Source organism: Martinezella lusitana (assembly GCF_010668395.1).
Taxonomy (GTDB): domain Bacteria; phylum Pseudomonadota; class Alphaproteobacteria; order Rhizobiales; family Rhizobiaceae; genus Rhizobium; species Rhizobium lusitanum_A.
On the sequence record NZ_WUEY01000023.1, the window covers coordinates 70,472 to 93,471 of the forward strand.

22 protein-coding genes are annotated in these 23,000 nt (G+C 61.7%); 9 read left to right on the forward strand and 13 right to left on the reverse strand.

All coding sequences use genetic code 11. The features are described from left to right. Positions 1-3: 3 nt before the first annotated feature. The 3 genes from GR212_RS30775 to GR212_RS30785 form a co-directional block, all read right to left on the reverse strand. Positions 4-2,424: a TonB-dependent siderophore receptor gene (locus GR212_RS30775; RefSeq protein ID WP_163992724.1), complete on the reverse strand. Its 2,421-nt coding sequence runs from the start codon at positions 2,422-2,424 to the stop codon at positions 4-6. Between the two features lie 195 nt (positions 2,425-2,619). Continuing rightward, positions 2,620-3,573, reverse strand: coding sequence for a FecR family protein (locus GR212_RS30780; protein WP_163992726.1), 954 nt, complete (start codon positions 3,571-3,573; stop codon positions 2,620-2,622). A gap of 83 nt (positions 3,574-3,656) precedes the next feature. After that, positions 3,657-4,181: an RNA polymerase sigma factor gene (locus GR212_RS30785; RefSeq protein ID WP_163992728.1), complete on the reverse strand. Its 525-nt coding sequence runs from the start codon at positions 4,179-4,181 to the stop codon at positions 3,657-3,659. Positions 4,182-4,723: 542 nt separating this feature from the next. Between GR212_RS30785 and GR212_RS30790 the strand changes: the two genes are divergently transcribed. Further along, entirely contained in the window at positions 4,724-6,148 is a 1,425-nt protein-coding gene (locus GR212_RS30790) for an NAD-dependent succinate-semialdehyde dehydrogenase (protein WP_163992773.1), read from the forward strand. A 201-nt stretch (positions 6,149-6,349) separates the two neighbouring features. Here the strand turns inward: GR212_RS30790 and GR212_RS30795 are convergent, their stop codons facing one another. The 9 genes from GR212_RS30795 to GR212_RS30835 form a co-directional block, all read right to left on the reverse strand. Continuing rightward, positions 6,350-7,240 (reverse strand): alpha/beta hydrolase, encoded by an 891-nt coding sequence (locus tag GR212_RS30795; protein WP_246726089.1) that lies wholly within the window; start codon positions 7,238-7,240, stop codon positions 6,350-6,352. Positions 7,241-7,258: 18 nt separating this feature from the next. Beyond that, positions 7,259-8,065, reverse strand: a complete 807-nt coding sequence (locus GR212_RS30800; RefSeq protein ID WP_163992730.1) for an aspartate dehydrogenase — start codon at positions 8,063-8,065, stop codon at positions 7,259-7,261. Then, positions 8,052-8,753, reverse strand: coding sequence for an ABC transporter ATP-binding protein (locus GR212_RS30805; protein WP_163992732.1), 702 nt, complete (start codon positions 8,751-8,753; stop codon positions 8,052-8,054). The genes GR212_RS30800 and GR212_RS30805 overlap by 14 nt, the downstream gene beginning before the upstream one ends. Then, a complete protein-coding gene (locus GR212_RS30810; RefSeq protein ID WP_163992734.1) occupies positions 8,747-9,502 on the reverse strand; it encodes an ABC transporter ATP-binding protein in 756 nt (251 codons plus the stop codon). The genes GR212_RS30805 and GR212_RS30810 overlap by 7 nt, the downstream gene beginning before the upstream one ends. Beyond that, entirely contained in the window at positions 9,499-10,470 is a 972-nt protein-coding gene (locus tag GR212_RS30815) for a branched-chain amino acid ABC transporter permease (RefSeq protein ID WP_163992736.1), read from the reverse strand. The genes GR212_RS30810 and GR212_RS30815 overlap by 4 nt, the downstream gene beginning before the upstream one ends. A gap of 3 nt (positions 10,471-10,473) precedes the next feature. Continuing rightward, positions 10,474-11,388 (reverse strand): branched-chain amino acid ABC transporter permease, encoded by a 915-nt coding sequence (locus tag GR212_RS30820; protein ID WP_163992737.1) that lies wholly within the window; start codon positions 11,386-11,388, stop codon positions 10,474-10,476. 93 nt (positions 11,389-11,481) lie between these two features. Beyond that, positions 11,482-12,651: an ABC transporter substrate-binding protein gene (locus tag GR212_RS30825; protein WP_163992739.1), complete on the reverse strand. Its 1,170-nt coding sequence runs from the start codon at positions 12,649-12,651 to the stop codon at positions 11,482-11,484. 69 nt (positions 12,652-12,720) lie between these two features. Then, entirely contained in the window at positions 12,721-13,266 is a 546-nt protein-coding gene (locus tag GR212_RS30830) for a 3-hydroxyanthranilate 3,4-dioxygenase (protein WP_163992741.1), read from the reverse strand. A gap of 22 nt (positions 13,267-13,288) precedes the next feature. Continuing rightward, positions 13,289-14,245: a dihydrodipicolinate synthase family protein gene (locus GR212_RS30835; protein WP_163992743.1), complete on the reverse strand. Its 957-nt coding sequence runs from the start codon at positions 14,243-14,245 to the stop codon at positions 13,289-13,291. A gap of 244 nt (positions 14,246-14,489) precedes the next feature. On the opposite strand from GR212_RS30835, the gene GR212_RS30840 reads away from it, so the two are divergent. The 6 genes from GR212_RS30840 (at position 14,490) to GR212_RS30865 (ending at position 19,722) form a co-directional block, all read left to right on the forward strand. After that, positions 14,490-15,395 (forward strand): LysR family transcriptional regulator, encoded by a 906-nt coding sequence (locus GR212_RS30840; protein WP_163992745.1) that lies wholly within the window; start codon positions 14,490-14,492, stop codon positions 15,393-15,395. 138 nt (positions 15,396-15,533) lie between these two features. Beyond that, complete coding sequence (locus GR212_RS30845; RefSeq protein WP_163992747.1) at positions 15,534-15,839, forward strand: hypothetical protein; 306 nt, start codon at positions 15,534-15,536, stop codon at positions 15,837-15,839. 281 nt (positions 15,840-16,120) lie between these two features. Next, positions 16,121-17,185, forward strand: coding sequence for an ABC transporter substrate-binding protein (locus GR212_RS30850; protein WP_163992749.1), 1,065 nt, complete (start codon positions 16,121-16,123; stop codon positions 17,183-17,185). Continuing rightward, positions 17,182-18,216 carry a FecCD family ABC transporter permease gene (locus GR212_RS30855; protein WP_163992751.1) on the forward strand — a complete coding sequence of 345 codons (1,035 nt, stop codon included), beginning with the start codon at positions 17,182-17,184 and terminating at the stop codon, positions 18,214-18,216. The genes GR212_RS30850 and GR212_RS30855 overlap by 4 nt, the downstream gene beginning before the upstream one ends. Next, complete coding sequence (locus GR212_RS30860) at positions 18,206-18,994, forward strand: ATP-binding cassette domain-containing protein (RefSeq protein ID WP_163992752.1); 789 nt, start codon at positions 18,206-18,208, stop codon at positions 18,992-18,994. The genes GR212_RS30855 and GR212_RS30860 overlap by 11 nt, the downstream gene beginning before the upstream one ends. Next, on the forward strand, positions 18,991-19,722 hold the full coding sequence (locus GR212_RS30865; RefSeq protein ID WP_163992754.1) for a molybdate ABC transporter substrate-binding protein: 732 nt from the start codon (positions 18,991-18,993) through the stop codon (positions 19,720-19,722). The genes GR212_RS30860 and GR212_RS30865 overlap by 4 nt, the downstream gene beginning before the upstream one ends. A 50-nt stretch (positions 19,723-19,772) precedes the next feature. Here the strand turns inward: GR212_RS30865 and GR212_RS30870 are convergent, their stop codons facing one another. Further along, a complete protein-coding gene (locus tag GR212_RS30870) occupies positions 19,773-20,663 on the reverse strand; it encodes a LysR family transcriptional regulator (protein WP_163992757.1) in 891 nt (296 codons plus the stop codon). 173 nt (positions 20,664-20,836) lie between these two features. Between GR212_RS30870 and GR212_RS30875 the strand changes: the two genes are divergently transcribed. After that, complete coding sequence (locus tag GR212_RS30875) at positions 20,837-21,613, forward strand: class I SAM-dependent methyltransferase (RefSeq protein WP_163992759.1); 777 nt, start codon at positions 20,837-20,839, stop codon at positions 21,611-21,613. Positions 21,614-21,624: 11 nt separating this feature from the next. Then, the gene (locus tag GR212_RS30880; RefSeq protein WP_163992761.1) at positions 21,625-22,269 is read left to right on the forward strand and encodes a pyridoxine/pyridoxamine 5'-phosphate oxidase; all 645 of its coding nucleotides are present in this window, start codon (positions 21,625-21,627) and stop codon (positions 22,267-22,269) included. Positions 22,270-23,000 lie beyond the last annotated feature (731 nt).

Below are 23,000 nucleotides of genomic sequence, written 5' to 3' on the forward strand. Positions count from 1 at the left end.
GTGCTACCATTTGTATCGCAAGCCGGCGAGCACGAGGCGACCCTGGCCGTAGGTGCAATAGGTCATGTCCGTGCAGGTGACATAGGTCTTGTCGAACAGATTGGTGACGTTGAGGGTCGCCGTCAGGCCCTTCGCCTTCGGGAACTGCTTTTCGAAGTCATATTGCAGTCCGATGTCGAACAGGGTGGTCGATGGCACGCTGAACGTATTGGTCGGATTGCCGAAGCTGCCGCCGACAAAGCGCGTGCCGCCCATGATCTTGAGGCCGGGCGCGACGTTGTCGGGCATGTCGTAGGAGAGCCAGAGCGACGCCATGTTCGCCGGGATGCCGGCCGGGCGCTTGCCTTGGATGTTGGCCGTCGCCCGGGTGTTCTCGATATCCGTATAGGTGTAGCTGGCGATCGCCTGCAGGTCGTCGGTAAGGTAGGCATGCGCTTCCAGTTCGATGCCGCGCGAGCGCACTTCGCCCGTCTGCGTGACGGAGCCCGGGTAAAGCGAGCTCGAAACCTTCACATTCGTTTGCCGCAGATCGAAAAGCGATGCGGTCACGAAGCTGTCCGAGCCGACCGGCTGGTATTTGACACCGATCTCATACTGCTTGCCTTTGGTCGGCTGCAGCGCGCTGCCGGTGTCGGTCGTTCCCGAAAGCGGCTGGAAGGAAGTCGAATAGCTGACATAGGGCGCAAGGCCGTTGTCGAAATTGTAGATCAACCCGACCCGGCCGGTCAGAGCATGGTCGTCCTGATCCGAAGCGCTGCCATCCTTGTAGGAGACGGTATGCGTGTTTGCCCAATCCTGGCGGAGGCTTCCGACGAAGGTGGCCTTGCCGAATTCGATCTGATCCTGCGCGTAGAGCCCGTACTGCTGCGTGCGCTGCTTGTTTGAGGTGCCGAGCATGAAGTCGGGTGTCGGTATATACTGATAATACACCGGATCGATGATGCTGAGCGGAGGAGCATCCGGGCCGCTTGTGCTGCCGTAGTAGAGATGATGGTCGTACTGGATGTTCTGGAAATCGAAACCGAAGAGCATCTGATGGCTCAGCGCGCCGGTGTCGAACGTTGCGATCGCCTGATTGTCCACCGTGATGGCGTCGACGGTGCCGAAATTGTTGTAGGCGATCCGGTCCAGAGCGGTCCCCGATGCATCATAATCGGAGCCGTCTCCGACATGATGGATCGTCTGGCTATTGTGCAGGTAGCGGAAGTTCTGCTTGACCTGCCACACGTCGTTGAAGCGATGTTCGAACGAATAGCCGATGGAGGCTTCTTCCTTCTCGTATTCGTCAAAGCCGGGGTCGCCGGTATTGAAGGAACGGGGAATATGCACGAGGCCGGGCAGGACGGTGCCGACCGCGGGTACGTAATTGAAGGTGCCAGCCTCGGGGTCCCGCTGATAGACGCCCGTTACCGTCAGCTTGGTGTCTTCATCCGGCTTCCAGGTGAAGGCCGGCGCGATGCCGATGCGCTTCTGGTCGACGAAATCGGTCTGGGTGCCGGTCGTCAACCCCGTTGCGGTCAGGCGATAGAAGAGATCGTCACGATCGGCGACGGGGCCGGAAAAGTCGAAACCGCCTTGCACGCGGCCGTAGCTGCCGGTCTGGACGAAGACCTCGTGTTCGGGCGTTTCCGTCGGTTCCTTGCCGACGACGTTGATGATGCCGCCGGGCGGCGTCTGGCCGTAAAGCACGGAAGCCGGCCCGCGGATGCTCTCGACATGGTCGAAGAGATAGGAGTCGCGCGTCGCGATGTTGAACCCGGTGAAGGGGATCTGCAGCCCGTCGAGGTAAGTGGTCGTCTGGAAACCGCGGCTATAGAGATATTCGAGCGAATCCTCGTTGACGCCGCGTTGTTCGGCGACGACCCCGGCCGTGTATCGCATCGCCTGGGAGACGCTCTGAGCATTCTGATCGGTAATCTGCTGCTTTGTGACGACGCTCACGGAGGCCGGCGTCCTGATCAGCGGCGTATCGGTTTTCGTGCCGCCGGCGCTTCGTGTCGCCACGTAACCCGTGGTGCCGCCCTGCGATCCCTGAACGACGATCGGCGCAAGCACGGTCGTTCCATTCGCGCCGCCGGCGTCGGCGGATTGACCGGCTGCGATGATCGTCACTGTCGAGGCGTTGGTGAAACGATAGGTCAGGCCCGTTCCGGCCAGCAGTCTGCCGAGCGCCTGTTCAGGGCTGAAGTTGCCCGATAGGCCGCCGCTCTTGCGCCCGGTGACGAGTTGCGAAGGAAAGAGAAGCTTGAGGCCGGCGCGGTCGGCGAAGGTCGTCAATGCGGAGCCGAGCGGCTGGGCCGGGATGCTGTAGGCGGCGAGCCGAGAGGACCTTCCGACGGAATCCTGCGCCATGGCGGGAGCGGTCGTAGCCGTCGCCAGAAGCAGCGCCGCTATCGCCGCCGAGCCGATAAGCCTCGTCGACACCGGTCCTCTACGACCGCATCTTTGCCCCGATCGCTGTATTCGCATTCTATGCCCCTTCGACTTCAACGCATCTGCGGGGCGTCCCTCTGCCCGGCAGCTTCTATCGGAGAGACGAAGCCTCGGCCGCAAACTTGCAGCAAAAGATGACTGAAAACTTCATATTTCTTATAAGATACTGATGTCATTAGGATTTATTTATGCGGGACGAATGATCGTCACCAGCGGCAGCTCGGTAATCCGGACCGGCAGCGTTTGGCGGATCGTGGTCAGGACGGATTCGGAATCCGCCATGTCGAAGACACCGGTCACGGGCAGCTGCTGCAGCGAGGACCCCATAAGGACAATCTTGCCGCGACGATAGCGTTCTACCTCGGCAATGACCTCGGCCAGGCGGCGTCCGTTGAACACCAGCTTGCCGCGCCGCCAGGCCGTCTCGATGTCGGCGTCGACCTCTTCCGTGGCAAGAATGACGCCGTCGTCGCTGTAGCGCACTCTCTGATTCACATTGATCGGCATCGGCCCGTCCGAGGTGGCTTCCGTGGCGACGGAAACGCTGCCTTCGAGAACGGTCACCGCCACTTCGTCGGGCCTCATGTCGATATCGAAGACGGTTCCGACCGCCTTCGTCTGCCCGCTTGCCGCGGTTACCAGGAAAGGCCTTGCGCGATCATGGGCGACGGTAAACGTCGCCTGTCCTTCGAAAAGCGAAATCTGGCGCCGGTTCGCGTCGAACCTCGCGGAAAGAGCCGAGCGCGCGTTCATCAGCACTGTCGAGCCGTCGGCGAGAACGATCGTCTTTCGTTCGCCGATACCCGTGACATAGTCGGTGAGGAAATTCAGCCGCAGAAACCCGGTCTCCACCAGGCCGCTGCCGATCAATCCGACCGAAGCCGCGCCGATGAAGGCTCGCCGCGTGACCTTCGCACGCGTATTTCTGCGCTCGGTCCCGCGGACTTCCTTGCCGGCGACCCCGATGCCCTGCCAGATGGTTTCGGCCTCTCTGGCGGCGGCCTCGTTCAACGGATTTTCACATCGCCAGTTCGCGAAAGCCTCGCGGTCGGCCTGGGTCGCATGTCCCGAATGGATCCGCACCACCCATTCGATTGCCTGATCGCTGAGTGCGTCATCAATCCCTTTTGCGTCTTCCATATCCGAATTCGCTCCGTCTCGCAGCCGTCATCTATTAGACGAAGAACCCTTGCCGATCTTGCAGTCGGCCATGCGGCAAACGTTTATCCGAGCGCACGAAACGCATAGCGGCAGTGGCGCAGAGATTGCGCGAGGTACTTGGCGACCATGCTTTCCGAAACCTTCAGGCGGGCAGCTATTTCGCGATGGGAAAGACCATCGCAGCGGCTCATCAAAAGGGCAGTCCGGGCCTTTTCAGGCAGTTCCATCAGCGCACTGACGAGCGCGCGCAGATGATCGCGATCGATGGCGATCTTTTCCGGCGATGGAGCGAGATCCTCGATAGCGGCAAGAATATTCTCGTCCGCCGTGCAGCGGCTCTGATGACGACGCTCACGTCTGATTATATCGATCGCGATGTTGCCTGCGATCCTTAGAAGAAAGGCTCTTTTGTCACGTACTATCGGCGGATTTGAGAGGCCGGCAACGCGAAGCCATGTTTCCTGCAAGGCATCTTCGGCGACTTCGATGGAGCCGGTTCGCCTGCGCAGGTGCGAGCGCAGCGTATGCCACTGGCGTAGATAGATCGTCTGAAGATCGTCATCGATATCGTCAGCAGCTATATTCATTTCGAATGTGATGCGCTTTTAAGGTAAACCCGTCACAAAGGCTGCGAAGCACAAACCTTCCATTTGCCGCCGCTTACCGTGGTTCGGAATTTCCGCGACTTTTCCGATCTATTAAAATAGGTATATTTTAGTCAAGTTATAATCGCGATCACACGCCGCTCCATTCCATTTCGTCGGCGTTGCGTATCAATTAAGACACATCGCTGCCAAGCAGGATGGCTGCCGCAGGCGTGGCACAAGTTGAATGACGCTCCTGAAAGGCTTGCCGACCGCAAACCAATGCGACCCTGGCCGTGGGGAACTTGTCCACCGCAGCCGGTCCGCCGGCGCTCCGGCATGGTTTGACAGATATCGATCGAAAAATGGTCGATGCCGATAGCGGCACACGCTCCCCCGTTCAATCGCACTTATCCAGTTTGGACATGAATTCATTCGATTTATGTGGATTGTTATATGACCGAATGAATTGCATCCATGGGGCGTCCAGCTGACAGGTTTGAAAATCCAGTTCTTTTTGCGTGCGGGGAGGTGCCCAGATGACGATGAATGCCGACGTTCCGCTTTACATCGGCGGCAACTGGCGAAAGACGGTCGAGACGTTGCCGATCATCAATCCGGCAACCGAGGATGTCATCGGAACCGTCGCCGTTGCCGGTGAGCAGGATCTCGAGGACGCACTCGCTGTGGCGGCTGAAGGCTTCCGGGCCTGGAGCAGCACCTCGCCGTGGAAACGGTCGGAGATCATCCTCAAGGCTTCTGCCCTCATGCGCGAGCGGATCGAGGACATCGCCCGATCGATCACGGTCGAAAACGGCAAGTCGCTCGCCGAGGCGCGGCTCGAAGTCATCCGTGGCTGCGAGTTCTTCGAATGGGATGCCGGCGAATGCGTACGGCTCTATGGCCGCGTCATCCCAAGCGAGCCGGGCATCCGCTATATGGTCGTGCATGAGCCGATCGGCCCTGTCGCGGCTTTTTCTCCATGGAATTTCCCGATGAGCCAGCCGGCGCGCAAGATCGCCGGCGCCATCGCCTCGGGCTGCTCCGTCATCATGAAGGCTTCGGAGGAAACGCCGAGCGGTGTCATGCATATTGCCCAGGCTTTCGAGGATGCCGGCCTGCCGGCAGGCGTGCTGAACCTCGTATTCGGCATTCCCGCCAGAATATCCGAGTTCCTGATCCCGCGTCACGAAATCCGCATGATCGCCTTCACCGGTTCCACCGCGGTCGGCAAGCACCTGACGGAGATCGCCGCCCGCCATATGAAGCCGGCGCTGATGGAACTTGGAGGTCATGCTCCCGTGATCGTCTGTGACGACGTCGATCCGGTCGCAGCCGGTATCAGCAGCGCAACGCGCAAGTACCGCAATTCCGGTCAGGTCTGCACCTCACCCACACGCTTCTTCGTGCATGAGAGCGTCTACGAGCGCTTCACGAAGGCTTTCGTGGAAAAGGCGCAATCCATCAGGGTCGGCGATGGCCTCGATCCGGCAACGCAGATGGGGCCGGTCGCCAACGACCGCCGCATCGAGGCGCTGCAGGCGCTGGTCGATGACGGCCGCGCGAAAGGCGCCAGGATACTGTGCGGTGGCCACAGGCTGGAAAAGCGCGGCTACTTCTTCGCGCCGACGGCGATGGCGGAGCTGCCTGACGATGCTCGCGCGATGCGGGAAGAACCTTTTGGTCCATTGGCGCTGATCAATCCGGTGCGCTCCATTGACGAAGCGCTGGAAAAAGCAAACGCGCTGCCCTTCGGGCTTGCCGCTTACGGGTTTGCCCGTTCGGCCGCCAATGTAGACCGGATCGCGCGGGGCCTTGAGGCCGGCAATGTCTCGATCAATACGCTGGAAGCATCCCGTGCGGAAACGCCGTTCGGCGGCGTCAAGGACAGCGGTCTCGGCCGCGAGGGCGGAGCCGAGGGCATTCTCCATTATACGATCGTCAAGACCATCTCGCATCTCGTGGAGTGAGGGCGCCGCTCCTTCATTGACGAGAGATGAACCGCCCCGGCTGACTCGATCGCCCGGGGCGTCGCGGTGTTGCAGCCGATCGGGCAGCTTTCTTCGAGCTGAATGCCGATGACACGCATGACGACGACGTCCATGAGAGGGCGCGGAGGAGGCTTCGCGGCCACGTCATGTTGTTTTGACCATGTAACGGGCGGGCGACGTTCAGTCGCCCATCACCGTCAGCAGCGCTTGAGAAAGGGCCGTCTCCTCGCTTCGCAGTTCCATGAGGATATCGAAGTGGTTGCGGCCCGGCACTTCCAGCATCCGTACTGGATGGCCAAGATCGGCCCATGCCTCCGCGAAGGCGGTTGATTGGCGCTTGAAACCCGGAGCTTCCTTTTCCGCCCAGGCAACGACTATCGGGCAGCCAAGCCGAGGCAGATGCCGGATCGGGCTCAAAGCGTCCACGTCTTGCGCATCGAGCGAAAGCCATTCCTGGGGGAAGCTCGCCGCCAACGGTGCAAGCTCGAACAGGCCACTCAGTGGCAGGGCCGACTTGACGACATTTTCAGGCACGCCGAAATCCTCGTGCCATCCGCCGGCGAGCAGCATGGCTGCGAGATGACCGCCGGCGGAGCTGCCGCCGATATGAATGCGGTTGCGATCGATGCCGTAGCGGGCGGCATTTTGCCAGAGAAAGGCAAGGGCAGCGCGCACTTCGCGGACGATTTCGGACAGCGTGACGGTGGGCGCAAGGCGATAGTCCAAGACGGCGGTCATAATGCCTGCTTTGGCCAGCATCCCCGCCATCATGGCAGAATCCTGCTTGGATAGAGCTCGCCAGTAGCCCCCATGGATAAAGAGGAAGACCGGGCGCAGCCCATCGCCGGTCTCGGGTCCGAAAATGTCGAGCGTCTGGCCGCTTTTGCCGTCGTAGACAATATCGGCAAAGCGGAGCCAGGCGCTGCGCACTTCGTCCGAGGTTTCGCGATAGGCTTGCATCTCGTCGGGAAAGCGGTCGCCGATGGTGGCGCGCGCATTGTAATCGACGTCAAGCCGTTCTCGTGGCCAGGTTTCTTCGGCAATCAACGGGCTGGCGAAGCGGTTCATCATTTTCTCCTCAAGGGGGTCTCAAAGAACGAGGCCGGCGGCCCGGTTTTCGATCAGGCGAACGATATTGAGCGCGGTCATCTCCGAGGACTTCGGGTTGGTCGCCAGGGGCCGGTTCTGCAAGCGGATTTCAAGCAGGCCGAAATCGCCCTCGGCCCGGATCTCGTGGGCATTGAGCCGGGCCTCCGGATCGGCAATCAGCGTGACGCGCGTCCGGTCGACGCCGATGCCGGCAAGCGAGGTGATGACGGCGACGTTGGCGTTTTGCGGAAAGCGGTCGGCCGCTTCCCGCGCCGATCCCTGGAAGAAGGAGAGGGGAGCCTGCAGCGCGTCGAGGTCGCAGAGCGTTTCGGCTGCGGTGCCGCGCCAGGCCCTGGGCGGCTTGACGATGCGGTGCTCGACATCCGTGAGATTGAGCCGGGAAGCCGCCGCCAGCGCGTCGACCCCGCCGAGCGCGCCGGGAGGCACCAGCAATTGCCGGCCTCCCGTTTCCGCAAGAGCGATCAGCTCGGACAGCGCTGCCGTATCGACCAGGGCGGAGGTGGACGAGACGGCGAAGTCCATGCCGGCGGCGAGCGCGGCTCGACCGAAGGGTAGCACGCTGCTGCGCCCTGCCGCCTCGACCACCAGTGTCGCGCCGGTCGCGGCAAGATCGCCGGGTTGTGAAATCAGCCGCGCGCCGAGAGGAAGGTCGTCGCGTTCGCGCGCCGGATCGCGGACAGCCACGGCGACGATGTCGAAAGGCGAACCGCGCTCGGCCAGCAGCGCGGCCACGCGCTGGTTGATGGCACCCCAGCCGACAAGACAGATCGCTTCAGATTCCGACATAGCCCTGCACCTGCTCATAGTCCCGATCGAGATCGGCACCGTTGCCCGACCAGACGCTTCGTCCTTTTTCGATGATGTAGTGCCGGTCGGCAAGCCGCTTGAGCACGGCAAGATTCTTGTCGACGAGAAGGATCGACTGGCCTGCCGCGCGCAATTTTCCGATCACGTCCCAGATTTCGGCGCGAATGACGGGGGCAAGCCCCTCGGTCGCCTCATCGAGAATGAGGAGCCACGGATTGGTCATCAGGGCCCGGCCAATGGCCAGCATCTGCTGCTCCCCGCCTGAAAGCGTGCCCGCATTCTGTTCGGCACGTTCGCGCATGCGCGGAAACAGCTCATAGACGCGTTCCAGCGTCCAGCCGTCGGCGTATTTCTGGCGGTTGGCGGCGGTCGCCACCAGATTCTCCCGCACGGTCAACGTCGAAAAGATCTGCCGCCCCTCGGGGACGAGGCCGACTCCGAGCCGGGCGACACGCTCCGGCGGCTGTCCGGTCATCGGATGGCCGCTGATCGTCACCTTGCCGCCGCGGGCGGGCACGAGGCCCATGATCGTCTTGATCGACGTGGTCTTGCCCATGCCGTTGCGGCCCATGAGCGTCACGCATTCGCCCTTGGCAACCTCGAATGAAATATCGAACAGCACCTGGCTGTGGCCATAGCCGGCTTGAAGTTCTTCGACGCTCAGCATAGTTCGTCCTCGTTTCCGAGATAGGCCTCGCGCACTTCGGCGCTGGCGGCGATTTCTTCGGCATTGCCGGTCATGATGATCCGCCCGTAAACGAGCACGGAAATGCGGTCGGCAAGGGCGAAGACGGCGTCCATGTCGTGCTCGACGAGCAGGATCGTTACCTTGCCGCGAAGGCCTTTCAGCACGTCGATCATCTCCTGGCTTTCGGCATGGCCGAGACCGGCCATCGGCTCGTCCAGCAGCAGGACCTTCGGCCGGCCGGCCAGGGAGACCAGAAGCTCGAGCTGCTTTCGCTCCCCATGAGAGAGATCGTCGACAACGATGTCGGCACGCCTGCCGAGCGGGCTGCCGCCGAGCAAGTCGTCGGTCTCGTCCCAAACGTCGCGGCGGGCGTTCATGCGATCGAGAATGCGCAGGTTGCGGCCCATCCTTGCCTGGACGGCGACGGCCATATTCTGGCGCACGGTGAATTCGCCGAGCAGGCTCGTGACCTGGAACGTGCGCCCCAGCCCCCGAGCCACGCGGGCTGCAGGCGCCAGTCGGGTGACGTCCTGGCCGGCGAACATGATCCGGCCTTCGGTCGGCAGCAGATTGCCGCAGAGCTGGTGAATGAGCGTCGATTTTCCGGCGCCGTTCGGGCCGATCAGGGCATGAATCTGGCCCTCCTCAAGCGCGAAGCTGACATTGTCGGTCGCCGTCAGTCCGGCGAAGCGCTTTACCAAGCCGTGGGTTTCGAGGATCGTCGTCATGCAGCCCTCTTGCGAAAATGGGCGAAGACCCCGTTGATGCCGCCCTTGGTGCCGAGCACCACGACCAGCAGGAGGATGCCGAGAACAAGCTGCCAGTGCTCCGTCCAGCTCGCCAGATAGGTCTGCAGGATGATGAAGGCGGCCGCGCCGAAAATCGGGCCGACAAAGGTGCCGACGCCTCCGAGGATAATCATGATCATCAACTCGCCGGACTTGGTCCAGGCCAGCGTATCGGGGCTTACAAAGCGCATGAAGACCGCCATCAGCGCGCCGGCGAGCCCCGCGCCCATGCCGGACAGCACGAAGGCAAAGAGCTTGTAGCGGAACGGCTCGATGCCGAGCGACATCATGCGCTTCTCGTTCTGGCGGATGCCGGCGAGCATGGTGCCGAAGGACGAGCCGATCACGCGGTTCAGCCAGAGGAAATAGAGGATGGCGACGGCGAGGATCACGAAATACACCGCCGTCTTGTCACGCAATCCGATGCCGAACAGCGTATTGGCATTGCGCACGATGATGCCGTCGTCGCCGCCATAGGTTTTGAGCGAGACGAAGAAGGCGAACAGCATCTGGGCGAAGGCAAGCGTAATCATGATGAACTGCACGCCGCCCGTTCTGAGCGCCAGCGCGCCGATGACGAGCGCCAGCAGGCCGGAAACGAGGATGGCGACAGGGATCGTAATCAGCAGTTGGTCCGTGCCCGGAATGAAACCGAACAGCGGCACGCCCTCCGCATGGTGGAAATACAGGATGCCGACGACATAGTTGCCGATGCCGAAGAAGGCGGCGTGACCGAAGGATACCATGCCGCCGAAGCCGAGCGCGAGGTTGAGGCTGGCTGCCGCGATGGCATAGATCATGACGCGGGCAACCAGGCTCGGCAGCGCGGGTTGGCCGAGCGCGGGCGCGACATAGGGCAGAGCCGCGAGACAGACGATCAGCACGAGATAGGGAATAACGCGGCGCATGGCTCAGCCTTTCGTTGGAAAGAGGCCCTTGGGCTGGACGAGCAGCACGATAGCCATCAAGAGGTATATGCCCATGGAGGAGATGCCGGCGCCCAGTGCGTCCGCATCGGGGCCGGCCATGATGTGGCGCAGCAATCCCGGCATGAAGGCTCTGAGCCCGGTATCCAGCACGCCGAGCGTGATGCCGGCGACGAAAGCTCCCTTGACAGATCCGACGCCGCCGATGACGACCACCACGAAGGTCGCAAGCAGGATCTGCTCGCCCATGCCGATCTGGACGCTGACCACTGGCCCCATCATGAAACCGGCCAGCCCGGCCAGCAGCGAACCCAGTCCGAAAATTGCCGTGTAAAGCAGCTTGATGTTGACGCCGAGCGCTCGCACCATATCGCGGTTGGTCGAGCCGGCGCGGACCAGCATGCCGATGCGCGTGCGGTTGATCAACAAATAGAGGCCGAGCGCCACGAGCAGACCGACGAGAATGATCAGCAAGCGAAAGGGCGGATAGAGAAGCCCCGGAAACAGCTCGATCGGCCGCGACAGCATGTCGGGAAGTTGCAGGAAGATCGGCTGGCGGCCGAACAGCAGCACCGTCAGTTCATTGAAGATCAGAATGAGGGCGAAGGTCGCCAGAACCTGGTCGAGATGGTCCCTCTCATAGAGACGCCGCATCACGCCTAGCTCGACGATGATGCCGACGAGCGTCGTGGCGACCAGCGCGGCGGGCAGCCCCAGCCAGAAGTTGCCGGTGGCGTTCGCCACCCAGGTGCCCACGAAGGCGCCCACCATGTAGAGCGAGCCGTGGGCCAGATTGATGACGCCCATGATGCCGAAGATGAGAGTCAGCCCCGCCGCCATCAGGAACAGCATGACGCCGTAGAGAAGGCCGTTGAGCAATTGTTCAAGGATAAGAGTCATTGGGCGGTCCGGTGACCTTTTGTCGGGCAGAGATCGAAGCCAAAGCAGGAAGGCCCGGGCGCGCGAGGCGTCGCCCGGGCCTTGGCGCACGGATCAGAGCTTGCAATCCTTGGCGTGGATGTCGCCGTAGTTTTCGATAAGCTTGCGCACGGTCTTCGTGGTCGGCACGCCATCGGCGCCCTTTACAACCTCGAGCAGATACCAGTCCTGCACCGGATGCTGGTTCGGGCCGAAGCTGAACTTTCCGCGTACCGACTGGAAATCGGCCTTCTTCAGCGCGGCGCGGAAGGCATCGATATCGTCGATGCCGCCGGTTGCCTTGAGCGCGGAAGCGATCAGGCGGGCGACGTCATAGCCCTGGGTGCCGTAGGTGGTGAGGGGCCGATCCGGATAGGTGGCCTTCCACTTTGCGACCAGTTCCTTGCTGGCGGCATTGTCGAAGTCCGGGCTCCAGTGCGACGTGACCTTCAGGCCGACGGCGGCATCGCCGAGGCTCTTCAGGATGACCGCGTCGCTGGAAGGTTCGGAGAGCACCATCGGTATCTGGCCGAGCAGTCCCGCCTGCTGATACTGACGAAGGAAGGCGATGCCGAGACCGCCGGGGTGGAACTGGAAAACGACATCCGGCTTCGCCGCACGGATCTGCGCCATTTCGGCCGAATAGTCGGTCTGATCGAGCTGGGTATAGACCTCACCGACGATCTCGCCGCCGAAGGTACGCTTGAAGCCGTCCAGTGCGTCCTTGCCGGCCTGATAGTTCGGCGCCAGAATGAAGGCGCGCTTATAGCCGAGTTCCTTGGCCGCAATGCCGGAGGCCTCGTGCAGCGAGTCGTTCTGCCAGGGAACGACGAAATAGTTCGCATTGCAGTCCGGGCCGGCGAGATTGGACGGCGCGGCATTGGCGCTGACGTAGATCGCACCGTTGTCGACGACGTCGGGAACGACTGCACCGGCGATATTGGAAAAGATGATGCCGGTCAGAAGTTTGATCTTTTCGTCGCCCATCATCTTTTCGGCGATCTGGCGGCCATTGGCCGGCTTGTTGGCATCATCCTCGACGACGAGTTCGACCGGCACGCCACCGAGCTTGCCGCCCTCCATGTCGATTGCGAGCTTCATGCCGTCGCGGACGTCCTGGCCGAGATAGCCGCCGGGACCGGACAGGGTGGTGATGACGCCGATCTTGACCGGATCGGCCGCGAACGCAGCGGTTGCGCTGGCAAGCGCAACGGTCAGCGCGAGTAAGGTATTCTTCAATGTCATAGGGTTCCCCATCATTTTCGTTATTGCATTTATTTATACGGTTCCCCTCCGCCTCTCCCGGGGCGGAGGTTATTGCAGTTTCACCCAGCCTTCCGGCGGCGTCTTGCCCGGATGAATCGTTCCGCATTTCGGGCAAGTCCGAAGTTTCTCATCTGCGTAGAATTTCGCATAAAGCGGAGGAAGGTCGTCAACGATGGACTCCAGATCGACTTCAGCTCGGTGAACCAGGGTTGTGCATTCAAAGCAATACCACTCTACCGCGTCAAGAGCGCCTTCCTCGCGCACCGCTTCGATGACGAGACCGATCGAGCCTTCCTGGGGACGCTGTGGCGAATGGCGGACATGGGCGGGCAGCAGGAAAACATCGCCCTCGCGAATCTGTACGTCATAGAACTCCTTGCCGTCGTAGAGCTTGAGCACCATGTCGCCCTTGAGCTGATAGAAGAATTCTTCCGACGGATCGTCATGATAGTCGGTGCGGCGGTTCGGGCCGCCGACGATCGTCACCATCAGGTTGCCGTCCTTCCAGATCTGCTGGTTGCCGACGGGCGGCTGCAGCAGATGGCGGTGCTCGTCGATCCATTTCTGAAGATTGAATGCGCTCAGTCTGGTCATTGTCGTTCCTCTCTTTTGTGGATTAGCCGAGCTTCAGTCCGCTTTGTTCGAAGGCGTCGCGCGTCAGCCGCTTCTCTGCCTCGGTGAGTTCCAGCAATGGAGCGCGTACCGGTCCGCCGGCCTGTCCCAGCAACTCCTGCCAGTATTTCTGGTGGGCGTGCGGCTTTTCGGCCGGGCGGGACCGTTTGAAGGCGTCGCGGACCTGTTGGAGGCTTGCGCTCACCGCCTTGGCCTCGGCGGCCCTGCCGGCAAAGGCGAGATCGGTGTAATCGCGCATGCGCCGGTCGACTTTTGTCTGCAGCGTGTAAGGCGGAGACGAGCAAAGATAGAGCTGCCAGCCGAGTTCCAGCACATTGTCGAGCCATTCCTCCTCGGATGCGGTGGAAACGAGAATACGGTCGCCGGCAAGCGCGGTCAGCGTCTTGTACATCTCGCGCGGCACGGAATATTTGATGGCAACCACGGTCTCGATATCAGCGAGGCGGTTGCAGAGCTCGGGGCTCATCAGATAGCCGCTATCGGGGTGCGACCACAGCGCCATGCCGATATCGACTTTTGAAGAGATCGTCTCGTAGTAGCGCAGCAGTGTTTCGTCCTGCGCTTTGGAGAAGTGCAGGATCGGCGCATGAACGACGATATAGTCGGCACCGCAGGCCTGCGCATGTTTGGCGAGCTCGACGACGACATCCATGTTCTGGTCGGAACAGGACATGATGGTCTGCGCCCGGCCGGCGGTCGCCTCGACCGAGAGGTCGAACAGGCGCTTGCGCTCGTCCAGAGACATGGAGAAGAATTCGCCCTGCTTGCCGGCGATGAAGAAGCCGTCGATGCCCAGATCAGCGATCCAATGGTCCATGTTGCGGCGGAAGCCATCCTCGTCGATGGCGCCGTCCGGGCGAAAAGGGGTGTTGGCCGCAGCCCAGATGCCGCGCATCGTTGCGCGCGAATGAGCCTTGGCGTTCTTGCGGTCGTATTTCATTCATCCTCCTCGATCGCCCGGATGCTCGGGGAACCGTATCAAGACGGCGTGTCGGTCGCGCACCCCGGCGGAAATGCGTCAAACGCGACTATTTTCCGCCGTTTCCGTGCATTGCGAATGCCGAGCCGTGGACGCGGCGTCTTTGCCGACATCCTGTCTCCCGAGCCATTAAGCAGCAGATTTTTTTATTCAAGAACAGGTGGAATATGCATATATTCATGTGAATTTCAGTATGGATAGGTTCATGATCAATTTACGCCAGATCAAATGCTTCCAGGCCGTCGTCGAGCTCGGCAATTTTTCGCGGGCAGCCGAGCGGCTGCGCACGAGCCAGGCGGGTGTCTCCCATGCTATCCACGATCTCGAGGCGCTGTTGGGCACGCGGCTCTTCGACCGTACGACGCGGCGGGTGGAATTGACCGAGGCGGGCCAGATCTTCGCGGCCGGCGTCTTGCCGGGACTTGCCGAAATCGAACGGGCCGTGGAGTCCGTGCGCGACCTCAGCGAGCTGCGGACCGGATTGGTTCGTATCGCGGCGCCGCCGCTTCTGGGCGCCACCGTCCTTCCACGGCTTCTGCAGGAAGTCGCCAAACTTCATCCGAGCCTGAAGCTGCGCATCGAGGATGTAGGAACCGACCTGATCGTGCCGCGCGTGCGCAACGGGCTTTACGAGATCGGCATCGGCACATTCAACACCGACGAGGAAGGGATAGACCGCCAGCATGTGCTCAGCGACCGGCTGATGGTCTTCATCGAAATGGATCACCCTTTCAAATCACTGGAGGAGGTGGGCTGGAAGGCGTTGCACGACCAGCGCGTCATCACTCTCACGCGAGAGAGCAATATCCGCCTGCTGACCGAAATCGGTTTCGAGACGGCCGGTCTGCCGCTTCGCCCGCATCTGGAGGTGCATCAGATTCACACCGCGCTTTCGCTGGTCGAAAGCGGCGCCGGCGTCGCGGTACTGCCGACCTACGCCTTTGCCGCGCTGAACGGCCGCGGGATCGCCGCCCGTCCGCTGACGGACCCGGCAATCACCCGACAAGTGAGCATCATCACCGCAAGGGAGCGCACCCTCTCGCCCGCGACGACCGCCGTGCGCCCGCTTCTTAGAAAGATCCTGCGCCAGATGGTGCCCGAAATTCTTTGAGCGGCCGAACCGGTCGATCGGGCGCATCGCCGCAAAGCCGTGGTGTACATAGACCGCGAATTGCTTCACGCTCGCGCCCTGATCCGGCAGCTCGTCGATCGCGAATTTTTCTTACGTTATCAACTGCAGGTAATTGTCATGGCCTATATCGCTTCTTTCTTTGCCGGCGCGTTCCTGTGCAACTGCCTGCCCCACCTGACGGCCGGGCTTCAGGGCACTCCCTTCCCGACACCATTCGCAAAGCCCCGCGGCGTCGGCAATTCCTCGCCCCTCGTCAATTTCCTCTGGGGCGGCTTCAATCTCGCCGTCGGTCTTGCCCTCGGCAAGATCGCTGGGGTCGAGTTGGGCGCCAATGGGACATGTATCGCCGCGGCGGCTGGCGCGCTGGTACTCGGCACCTATCTTTCGCTGCATTTCGGGAAGGTCCGTTCGGCTGCGGACTGATAGTCGCGTCTGGACCCTGGCGGACGGGGCAATCTCCGGCGGAATGCAAATCGTCGACCAGAGCCGGCATTCCATCACCGCTGCGCTGTGTGCCAGATCCATGACGAGGTAACGGCGGTTCCACATCCGCCGCCGTGCAAATCGGTGCCTTCAGGTAAGCTCGACCTGCGGCCGAGCATGAGATTTCGTTCGGGCGGGGAAGCTCGTCACACGCGCGATAGGCCGTCGTTGTATACAGGGAAATATAATGGTAGCGATTGGGGATCTTTCGGGAGAAGCCCATGTTCAAGCTCCGTCATTTGTTTTCCGTCGCTAAAATAGCTATCCTTTTCAGCAGTTTGTTGTTTTCCGCTCCCGCCTGGGCCGACCGTGTCGTGACCGACCAGATCGGCCGGCAGGTGCATATCCCGGATGCGGTCAACCGCGTCGTCATCCTGCAGCATCAGACCCTCAACATCGCGGTTCAGCTCGATGCGATGGACAAGGTGGTCGGCGTTCTCGACGAATGGAAAAAGCAGCTTGGCGCCAATTATGTGCGTCTCGCGCCGCAGCTGCCGAATTTGCCGATGCCGGGCGGTCTTACGAAAGTGAATATCGAGGAACTGCTGAAACTGAAGCCGGACGTAGTCTTCGTGACCAATTACGCGCCGGCCGACATGGTGAAGCAGATCGAGGATGCCGGCCTTTCCGTCGTCGCAATCTCGCTGCTGGACGTGCCGCCGGCAGAGGCAGTCAAGCTCAACCCTTCCGTCAAGGATGAGCCGGCCGCGATCGACTCCGGCTTTGCGACCGGCGTTCGGCTCATTGCCGATGTCCTCGGGCGCAAGGAAAAGGGCGAGGAGATGATTGCGGTAACAAAAAAGACCCGCAAGCTCGTTGCCGATCGCCTCGCCGACATTCCCGAAGACAAGCGCGTGCCGGTCTATATGGCCAATCCCGACCTCACGACCTATGGACGTGGCAAATATACCGGCCTGATGATGGAGCGCGCCGGCGCCCGCAACGTCGCCAACGCGGTCAGCGGCTTCAAGCAGGTGACGATGGAGGACGTGCTGACATGGAACCCATCGGTGATCTTCGTTCAGGAGCGCTATCCGACGCTCGTGGATGAAATCAAGAAGGCCGATTCCTGGCAGACGATCGATGCGGTCAAGAACGGCCGCATCTATCTGATGCCGGAATATGCCAAGGCGTGGGGCTATCCGATGCCGGAGGCCATGGCGCTCGGCGAGCTCTGGATGGCGAAGGAACTCTATCCCGAGCGGTTCAAGGATATCGACATGCAGAAGGAAGCCGACGCTTATTACAAGGAGTTCTACCGCACCGATTATCGCGCCGCGCAATGAGCGTGGAGGCTTCTCGCCGGAGTGGGCCAAGGGTCAAGATCGCGGCGCTGGCGATCCTGCTGGCGGTCGTTGCCGTCGTTTCGCTCGGGGTCGGCCGCTATGACATTCCATTCCCGCGCGTCGTGCAGATCCTCTGGGCGCCGATCTCGGCGCCGGAGGTGCCGGTGACGGCGACCGAGGCGAATGTCGTCTTTACCGTGCGTATGCCGCGCATCCTGCTGGCGCTCCTGGCCGGTGCCGGTTTGGCCCTGTCGGGCGCCACGCTGCAAGGCGTTTTCCGCAATCCGCTTGTGGGGCCGCAGGTGATGGGCGTTTCGTCCGGCGCCGCATTCGGCGGCACGCTTGCCATCCTCCTGAGCTTCTCGCGCTACGGCCTGCTTGGCGCGGCATTCGCATTCGGGCTGTCCGCGCTCGTCATCGTCTACGCCCTGAACGGCATCGTTGCCCGCCGCAATATCCTCGCGCTGGTCCTTGCCGGCGTCGTGGTGAGCGGCTTCTTCGGGGCTCTGGTGAGCCTTGTGCAATATCTCGCCGATACCGAAGACAAGCTGCCGGCCATGGTGTTCTGGCTGCTCGGCAGCTTTGCGACGGCCAATTGGGAGAAGTTCTGGCTGATCGCCGGTCCCGTCGTCATCGGCAGCCTGTTGTTGCTGGGCCTGCGCTGGCGCATCAACCTCCTGTCGATCGGCGACGAGGATGCCCGCGCTCTCGGTGTCAATGTCGAGCCGCTGCGCTGGCTGATCCTGGTTCTGGTCTCCTGCATCGTCGCAGCGCAGGTCGCCGTCAGCGGCATCATCGGATGGGTCGGCCTCGTCGTTCCGCATATGGCGCGCATGCTCGTCGGCCCGGATCACCGCGTGATGATGCCGGCCTCCCTGCTGATCGGCGCGCTCTATCTGCTTGTTATCGACACCATCGCGCGCACCGCGACCGGTTCCGAAATCCCGCTCGGCATTCTGACCGCGCTGATCGGCACGCCGGTCTTCGCCTTGGTGCTGAGACAGACCCAGAGAGGCGCTCGTGGTTTCTGATGGGGTCAATCTGCGTGTGGAAGGAGCCAGCCAATCCTATGATGGCGAGCGCTGGCAGTTCCGCGCGCTCGACTTCGACCTGAGCGCCGGCGAGATAACCGCCATTCTCGGGCCGAACGGGCGTGGCAAGTCCACCTTGCTGCGCGTGCTGGCAGGGCTCTTGAAGCCGACTGCCGGTACCATGCACCTGAACCCGCGCACCGGCTTCGTGCCGCAGGAGTTTTCCGGTTCCTTTCCCTATTCGGTGCTCGACGTGGTGCTGATGGGCCGCGCCCGCCACATCGGGCTCTTCCGGACGCCACGCAAGATCGATGTCGATAAGTCGATGGAGGCGCTTAGCCTCACCGGCATGGCCGACTATGCGCAACGCAATATCGAGTCGCTGTCCGGCGGCGAGCGTCAGCTGGTGCTGATCGCGCGGGCGCTGGCAGGCGAAAACGCAGTGCTGCTGCTCGACGAGCCTGCCTCGGCGCTGGACCTCAAGAACCAGGACGTCGTATTGTCGCTGCTTGCCACCCTGGCCGACCGCGAGGGATTGGCCGTCGCTTTCACCACGCATCAGCCGAACCACGCGCTTGCCGTGGCCGACAAGGTGTTGCTCATGCTTGACCAGGCAAGAGCCGTCTTCGGCGCCACCGATGAGGTGATGACGGAAGACAATCTCGAAGCGCTCTATGGCATCCCCGTCCGCTCGGCAAAACTCGACAGTAGCCAGCCCGTGGACGTCGCTTTCGTGCCCTTGTTCCGGCAAAGAGACAGGAAAGGAATTCGCCCGTGACCAATGCTGTTCAAGTCCTGTCTGCCGGCAGTCTGCGTCATGCCTTTCCGGCACTCATAGGCGCCTTCGGGCAGGAAAGCGGCATTGCGATTTCGCTGACGCTCGGGCCTGCGGGACTGTTGCGGGAACGGATCGAAGCGGGCGCCGGATTCGATCTCTTCGCGTCCGCCAATATGGCGCATCCCCGGCGTCTTGCGTCGCTTGGGCTTGCGGAAGATGCCATATGCTTTGCCCGCAATCGGCTCTGTGTGCTCGCGCGCGCCGACCTTGATCTGACAAGGGAGAATTTCCTTGCGGTTCTATCCGATCCGGCCGTGCGGATCGGCACGTCCACGCCGGGCGACGATCCGGGCGGCGACTATGCCTTCGAGGTCTTCGACCGCATCGAAGCCCGATATCCGGGGAGGGGCGAGGCGATGAAATCCCGATCTCTGCAACTGGTCGGCGGCCGCAACTCGCCGCCTGCCCCGGCGGGCAAGGGAGCCGGCTACCTGATCACCGACGGGGAGGTCGATTTGATGATGAGCTATTATTCGAACGCACGCCTGCTGGCCGTAGACCGGGCGTTCAGTGTCGTCGATATTCCCGGCGAGTTTCAGCCGCTCATCGAATACGGCATGGCAACTCGCAGGAATGCGGATGCCGAAACCAGACACCTGCGGGATTTTCTTTTGTCGGCGACCGGACAGGAGATCCTAAGCAAAGCCGGCTTTTCTCCAATCAGCTGATCTGCCGTGCGGACGGTCGCCACACGCGCTTCGACGCGCGTCTTGAGGTATCAGCTTCTCGGAGGCGTGCTGGAGCGCGCGTAGGTTTCGGCTTCGCTATGCAGCCATTCGCAGAAGAGTGCGGATTTCCGGTTACGGCGGGCGCGGCGAAGGGCGACATATTCATGGCCGCTTTCCAGAAACCCGTAGGGCGCCATCAGCCGGCCAAAGCGGATGTCGTCGCTGACATAGGGCCATGGAGCGACGCAGACCCCGAGGCCGGCGCTGGCGGCCTCGAGCATGAAGTAAAAATGCTCGTACTCGACGCGCGGCCCGGTTGAGACCGATCGTCCGGACCGGGCGAGCCAGTCGCCCCATGCGCGCAGCCGCGTGCGTGTGTGGAGTTGAGGCAGGCCGTCGAATTCAGGCGTGGATTCGGCAAGGAGCGACGGAGCGAGCACGGCACCCGTCTGTTCCGGAAACAGAGGAATGACATCGGCGCCGGCAGGCCATGGCGCAGTGCCGACCCGGATCGCCACGTCGAAACCGTCGCGGTTGAAATCGACGGGCTTCGACGAAGCCGACAGGCGCACCTCTATATTGGGGTAGTTTGCCTGAAACCGATAAAGGCGGGGAATGAGCCAGCGCATGGTGAAGGTGCCGGGGCAGGATACGTCGAGCTGGCCGTCTTCTGTGTCGGCCACGGCGCGCACCGACAGGTCCATCTGGTCGAACGCGGTCGTCAGCCCGGACAGCAGGGTCGCGCCGCCTTCGGTGAGCCTCAACCGATTTTTCGGCCCCTCGAACAGGGGAACGCCAAGCACCTCCTCGAGATGCTGTATCTGGCGGCTGACGGCGCTATGCGTCACATTGAGTTCGTCTGCGGCGAGCGTCATGCGGCCGAGTCGGCCGGCCGCTTCAAAGGCGCGTAGGGCATTCAGGGAGGGAATTCGTCTAGCCATGTGCGTTTTCCGAACATCGAGTGTTCGAACATATCGGTTTTCTTTCCAGAAAATAACGTGTTTTTTGCCAGCGAAACAAAAGGGCAGTGTCAACATCGAACAATAGCGCGGCGATGCGACGGCATTTTCGCGTGCGGCGAAGCTTTGTCCACCAGAAGCAACGGAGGCATGATATGCAAGACAGACATCGGGACGGCAGCGCAGGCGACGCGAATTACGGCGTGATCGGATCGGGCTATACCCGCTATCGACAGCCGGATCCCCATATTGCCGAATTCATCCGCGCCGCCCTTGGAGATGCCAGGACCGTGTTGAATGTCGGCGCGGGGGCGGGCTCCTACGAGCCGGTCGATCGGCGGGTGACCGCCGTCGAGCCATCGGCCTCCATGCGGGCCCAGCGGCCGGAACATCTGCCCGCCGCGATCGACGGCACGGCCGAACAGCTTCCTTTCGCGGACCAGAGCTTCGATGCCGCGATGGCGACCTTTACTGTCCATCAATGGTCGGATCTCAAGCGAGGGCTCGGCGAGATGCGTCGTGTCACGCGCGGTCCGGTTCTGGTGCTGAGCTGCGATCCGGATCTGCTGGAACGCTCGTGGCTGCACGCCTATGCGCCGGAGATGATCGCCGTCGAGGCGAGGCGCTATCCTGCCATGGATGCGATTGCGGCGGCTCTTGGCGGTAATGTGGAGGTCAAGGCCGTGCCGATTCCGCTGAATTGCATCGATGGCTTCGGCGAAGCTTATTACGGCAGGCCTGAGCGAATGCTCGATCCCGGCGCTCGACTTGCCAATTCCGCATGGAGTTTCGTCGATGCTTCTGTCGGCGAGCGTTTCGTTGTCGATCTCGGTCGCGATCTGGCCGATGGATCCTGGGACCGTCGCCATGGCGCCCTTCGCACGCAGCCTTTCTTCGAGGGCTCGCTGCGGCTTGTCATCGCCCGGCCATGAGGAGGGATACCATGAGGGAAGAACTACGCGCATTAAAATCCCTGGCCGGGCCGTTTCCCTCGTTCGAGGCGGATCTGACGCCCGACGAGCCGCGCGACTTGTTTTCCGTCTGGCTGCGCGATGCCATCGAGGCGGGTATCAAGGAGCCGCACGCCATGGTGCTGTCCACGATCGACGAGACTGGCGTGCCGGATGCCCGCGTTCTCATCCTGAAGAACCTCGACCAGCGCGGCTGGCACTTCGCAACGACGGGCGGCGGCCCGAAGGGTCGGCAGATTGCCGCCAATCCGTCCGTGGCGCTGACCTTCTACTGGCCGCAGCTTGGCCGGCAAGTTCGTTTGCGGGGAATGGCGTTTCAGGCCGAGGCCCACGAGCGCTATGCCGATTTTCGCGCGCGTGCGCCGGCCGCCAAGGCGGTCGCGTTGACGGGACGGCAGAGCGAGGTTCTGGGCTCGCCGCAGGACCTGGAGGATTCATTGGCCCTGCAGAACAGGCGATTGCGAGAGGAGCCCGATCTTGTTGCCGCGGGGTGGGCGCTTTTCATCGTCATGCCGCATGAGGTCGAGTTCTGGCAGGGCGATAGCGAGCGCCGGCATCATCGCCTGCGGTATCGACGGGAAAAGGCCGGCTGGGTGAAGGAGCGGCTCTGGCCCTGATGGTCGGGCCTGGCTGGTGGCAAAGGACGCACCGGCGCAAACTGCGCCGGTGCGGGTCTCATGGCTCCGGTCGGCCATAAGCGCCCGAATATGCCTGCGGCCGTCCAATGGTCTTGGCGACGAGCACGTTGGCGGGACCATTTGTCGAGGTTCGATGGCGTGAGATGTGGGAACTGGCATCGATGGTTCATTGCTGGATGGTCGATTTTCGAAAATCCGTCTCGCCGAGAAAACAAAGCCTGCTCGATCGGATGTCATGCGAGGCTCTGGAAGGCCCTCAAATGGAGCGCTTTATCGAGCCTGGATAAATTATAAAGTAATTACAATAAGTTATAAAAAACATGAACGAGGATCGATTTTGGCCATTGACGATTTCATGCCGGCCAATCTATAAGCCCGATCACTGACGAGGGCGGCGGCGCTGCTGGCGACGAAGTCCTTCGCTCTGGTGTTTCCTGGATTGGCTGCGATGCTGATTGCTGGTTCTGGGCTTGAGGGCCTGGGATTGCGGGAAGGAATTTCGACTGGGTTTTTCTGGTCTGTTATTTGACAATTGAAGAAGAGAAGAAAGAGAAACGTGGGCGGCGAAGCTTGCGGGACCGGGAGAGATTTCGGTTCTGGAAAGAGACTTCGACGGTTACGTTTTGAACAAGAGAATACACCTCGTTTTGGCGCAGTGATTGCGTTTTGAGACGAGTGTGAGTTCTCGTCGATTCAGAATGACGTGATTT

What these genes read in the sequence shown, in the direction of transcription:
- GR212_RS30815 (WP_163992736.1), bottom strand. Translation starts at nt 10,470, where the DNA reads ATGCGCCGCGTTATTCCCTATCTCGTGCTGATCGTCTGTCTCGCGGCT.
- GR212_RS30805 (WP_163992732.1), bottom strand. Translation starts at nt 8,753, where the DNA reads ATGCTGAGCGTCGAAGAACTTCAAGCCGGCTATGGCCACAGCCAGGTG.
- GR212_RS30845 (WP_163992747.1), top strand. Translation starts at nt 15,534, where the DNA reads ATGGCCTATATCGCTTCTTTCTTTGCCGGCGCGTTCCTGTGCAACTGC.
- GR212_RS30830 (WP_163992741.1), bottom strand. Translation starts at nt 13,266, where the DNA reads ATGACCAGACTGAGCGCATTCAATCTTCAGAAATGGATCGACGAGCAC.
- GR212_RS30840 (WP_163992745.1), top strand. Translation starts at nt 14,490, where the DNA reads ATGATCAATTTACGCCAGATCAAATGCTTCCAGGCCGTCGTCGAGCTC.
- GR212_RS30800 (WP_163992730.1), bottom strand. Translation starts at nt 8,065, where the DNA reads ATGTCGGAATCTGAAGCGATCTGTCTTGTCGGCTGGGGTGCCATCAAC.
- GR212_RS30780 (WP_163992726.1), bottom strand. Translation starts at nt 3,573, where the DNA reads ATGGAAGACGCAAAAGGGATTGATGACGCACTCAGCGATCAGGCAATC.
- GR212_RS30870 (WP_163992757.1), bottom strand. Translation starts at nt 20,663, where the DNA reads ATGGCTAGACGAATTCCCTCCCTGAATGCCCTACGCGCCTTTGAAGCG.
- GR212_RS30835 (WP_163992743.1), bottom strand. Translation starts at nt 14,245, where the DNA reads ATGAAATACGACCGCAAGAACGCCAAGGCTCATTCGCGCGCAACGATG.
- GR212_RS30810 (WP_163992734.1), bottom strand. Translation starts at nt 9,502, where the DNA reads ATGACGACGATCCTCGAAACCCACGGCTTGGTAAAGCGCTTCGCCGGA.
- GR212_RS30820 (WP_163992737.1), bottom strand. Translation starts at nt 11,388, where the DNA reads ATGACTCTTATCCTTGAACAATTGCTCAACGGCCTTCTCTACGGCGTC.
- GR212_RS30795 (WP_246726089.1), bottom strand. Translation starts at nt 7,240, where the DNA reads ATGATGAACCGCTTCGCCAGCCCGTTGATTGCCGAAGAAACCTGGCCA.
- GR212_RS30785 (WP_163992728.1), bottom strand. Translation starts at nt 4,181, where the DNA reads ATGAATATAGCTGCTGACGATATCGATGACGATCTTCAGACGATCTAT.
- GR212_RS30790 (WP_163992773.1), top strand. Translation starts at nt 4,724, where the DNA reads ATGAATGCCGACGTTCCGCTTTACATCGGCGGCAACTGGCGAAAGACG.
- GR212_RS30825 (WP_163992739.1), bottom strand. Translation starts at nt 12,651, where the DNA reads ATGACATTGAAGAATACCTTACTCGCGCTGACCGTTGCGCTTGCCAGC.
- GR212_RS30875 (WP_163992759.1), top strand. Translation starts at nt 20,837, where the DNA reads ATGCAAGACAGACATCGGGACGGCAGCGCAGGCGACGCGAATTACGGC.
- GR212_RS30850 (WP_163992749.1), top strand. Translation starts at nt 16,121, where the DNA reads ATGTTCAAGCTCCGTCATTTGTTTTCCGTCGCTAAAATAGCTATCCTT.
- GR212_RS30855 (WP_163992751.1), top strand. Translation starts at nt 17,182, where the DNA reads ATGAGCGTGGAGGCTTCTCGCCGGAGTGGGCCAAGGGTCAAGATCGCG.
- GR212_RS30880 (WP_163992761.1), top strand. Translation starts at nt 21,625, where the DNA reads ATGAGGGAAGAACTACGCGCATTAAAATCCCTGGCCGGGCCGTTTCCC.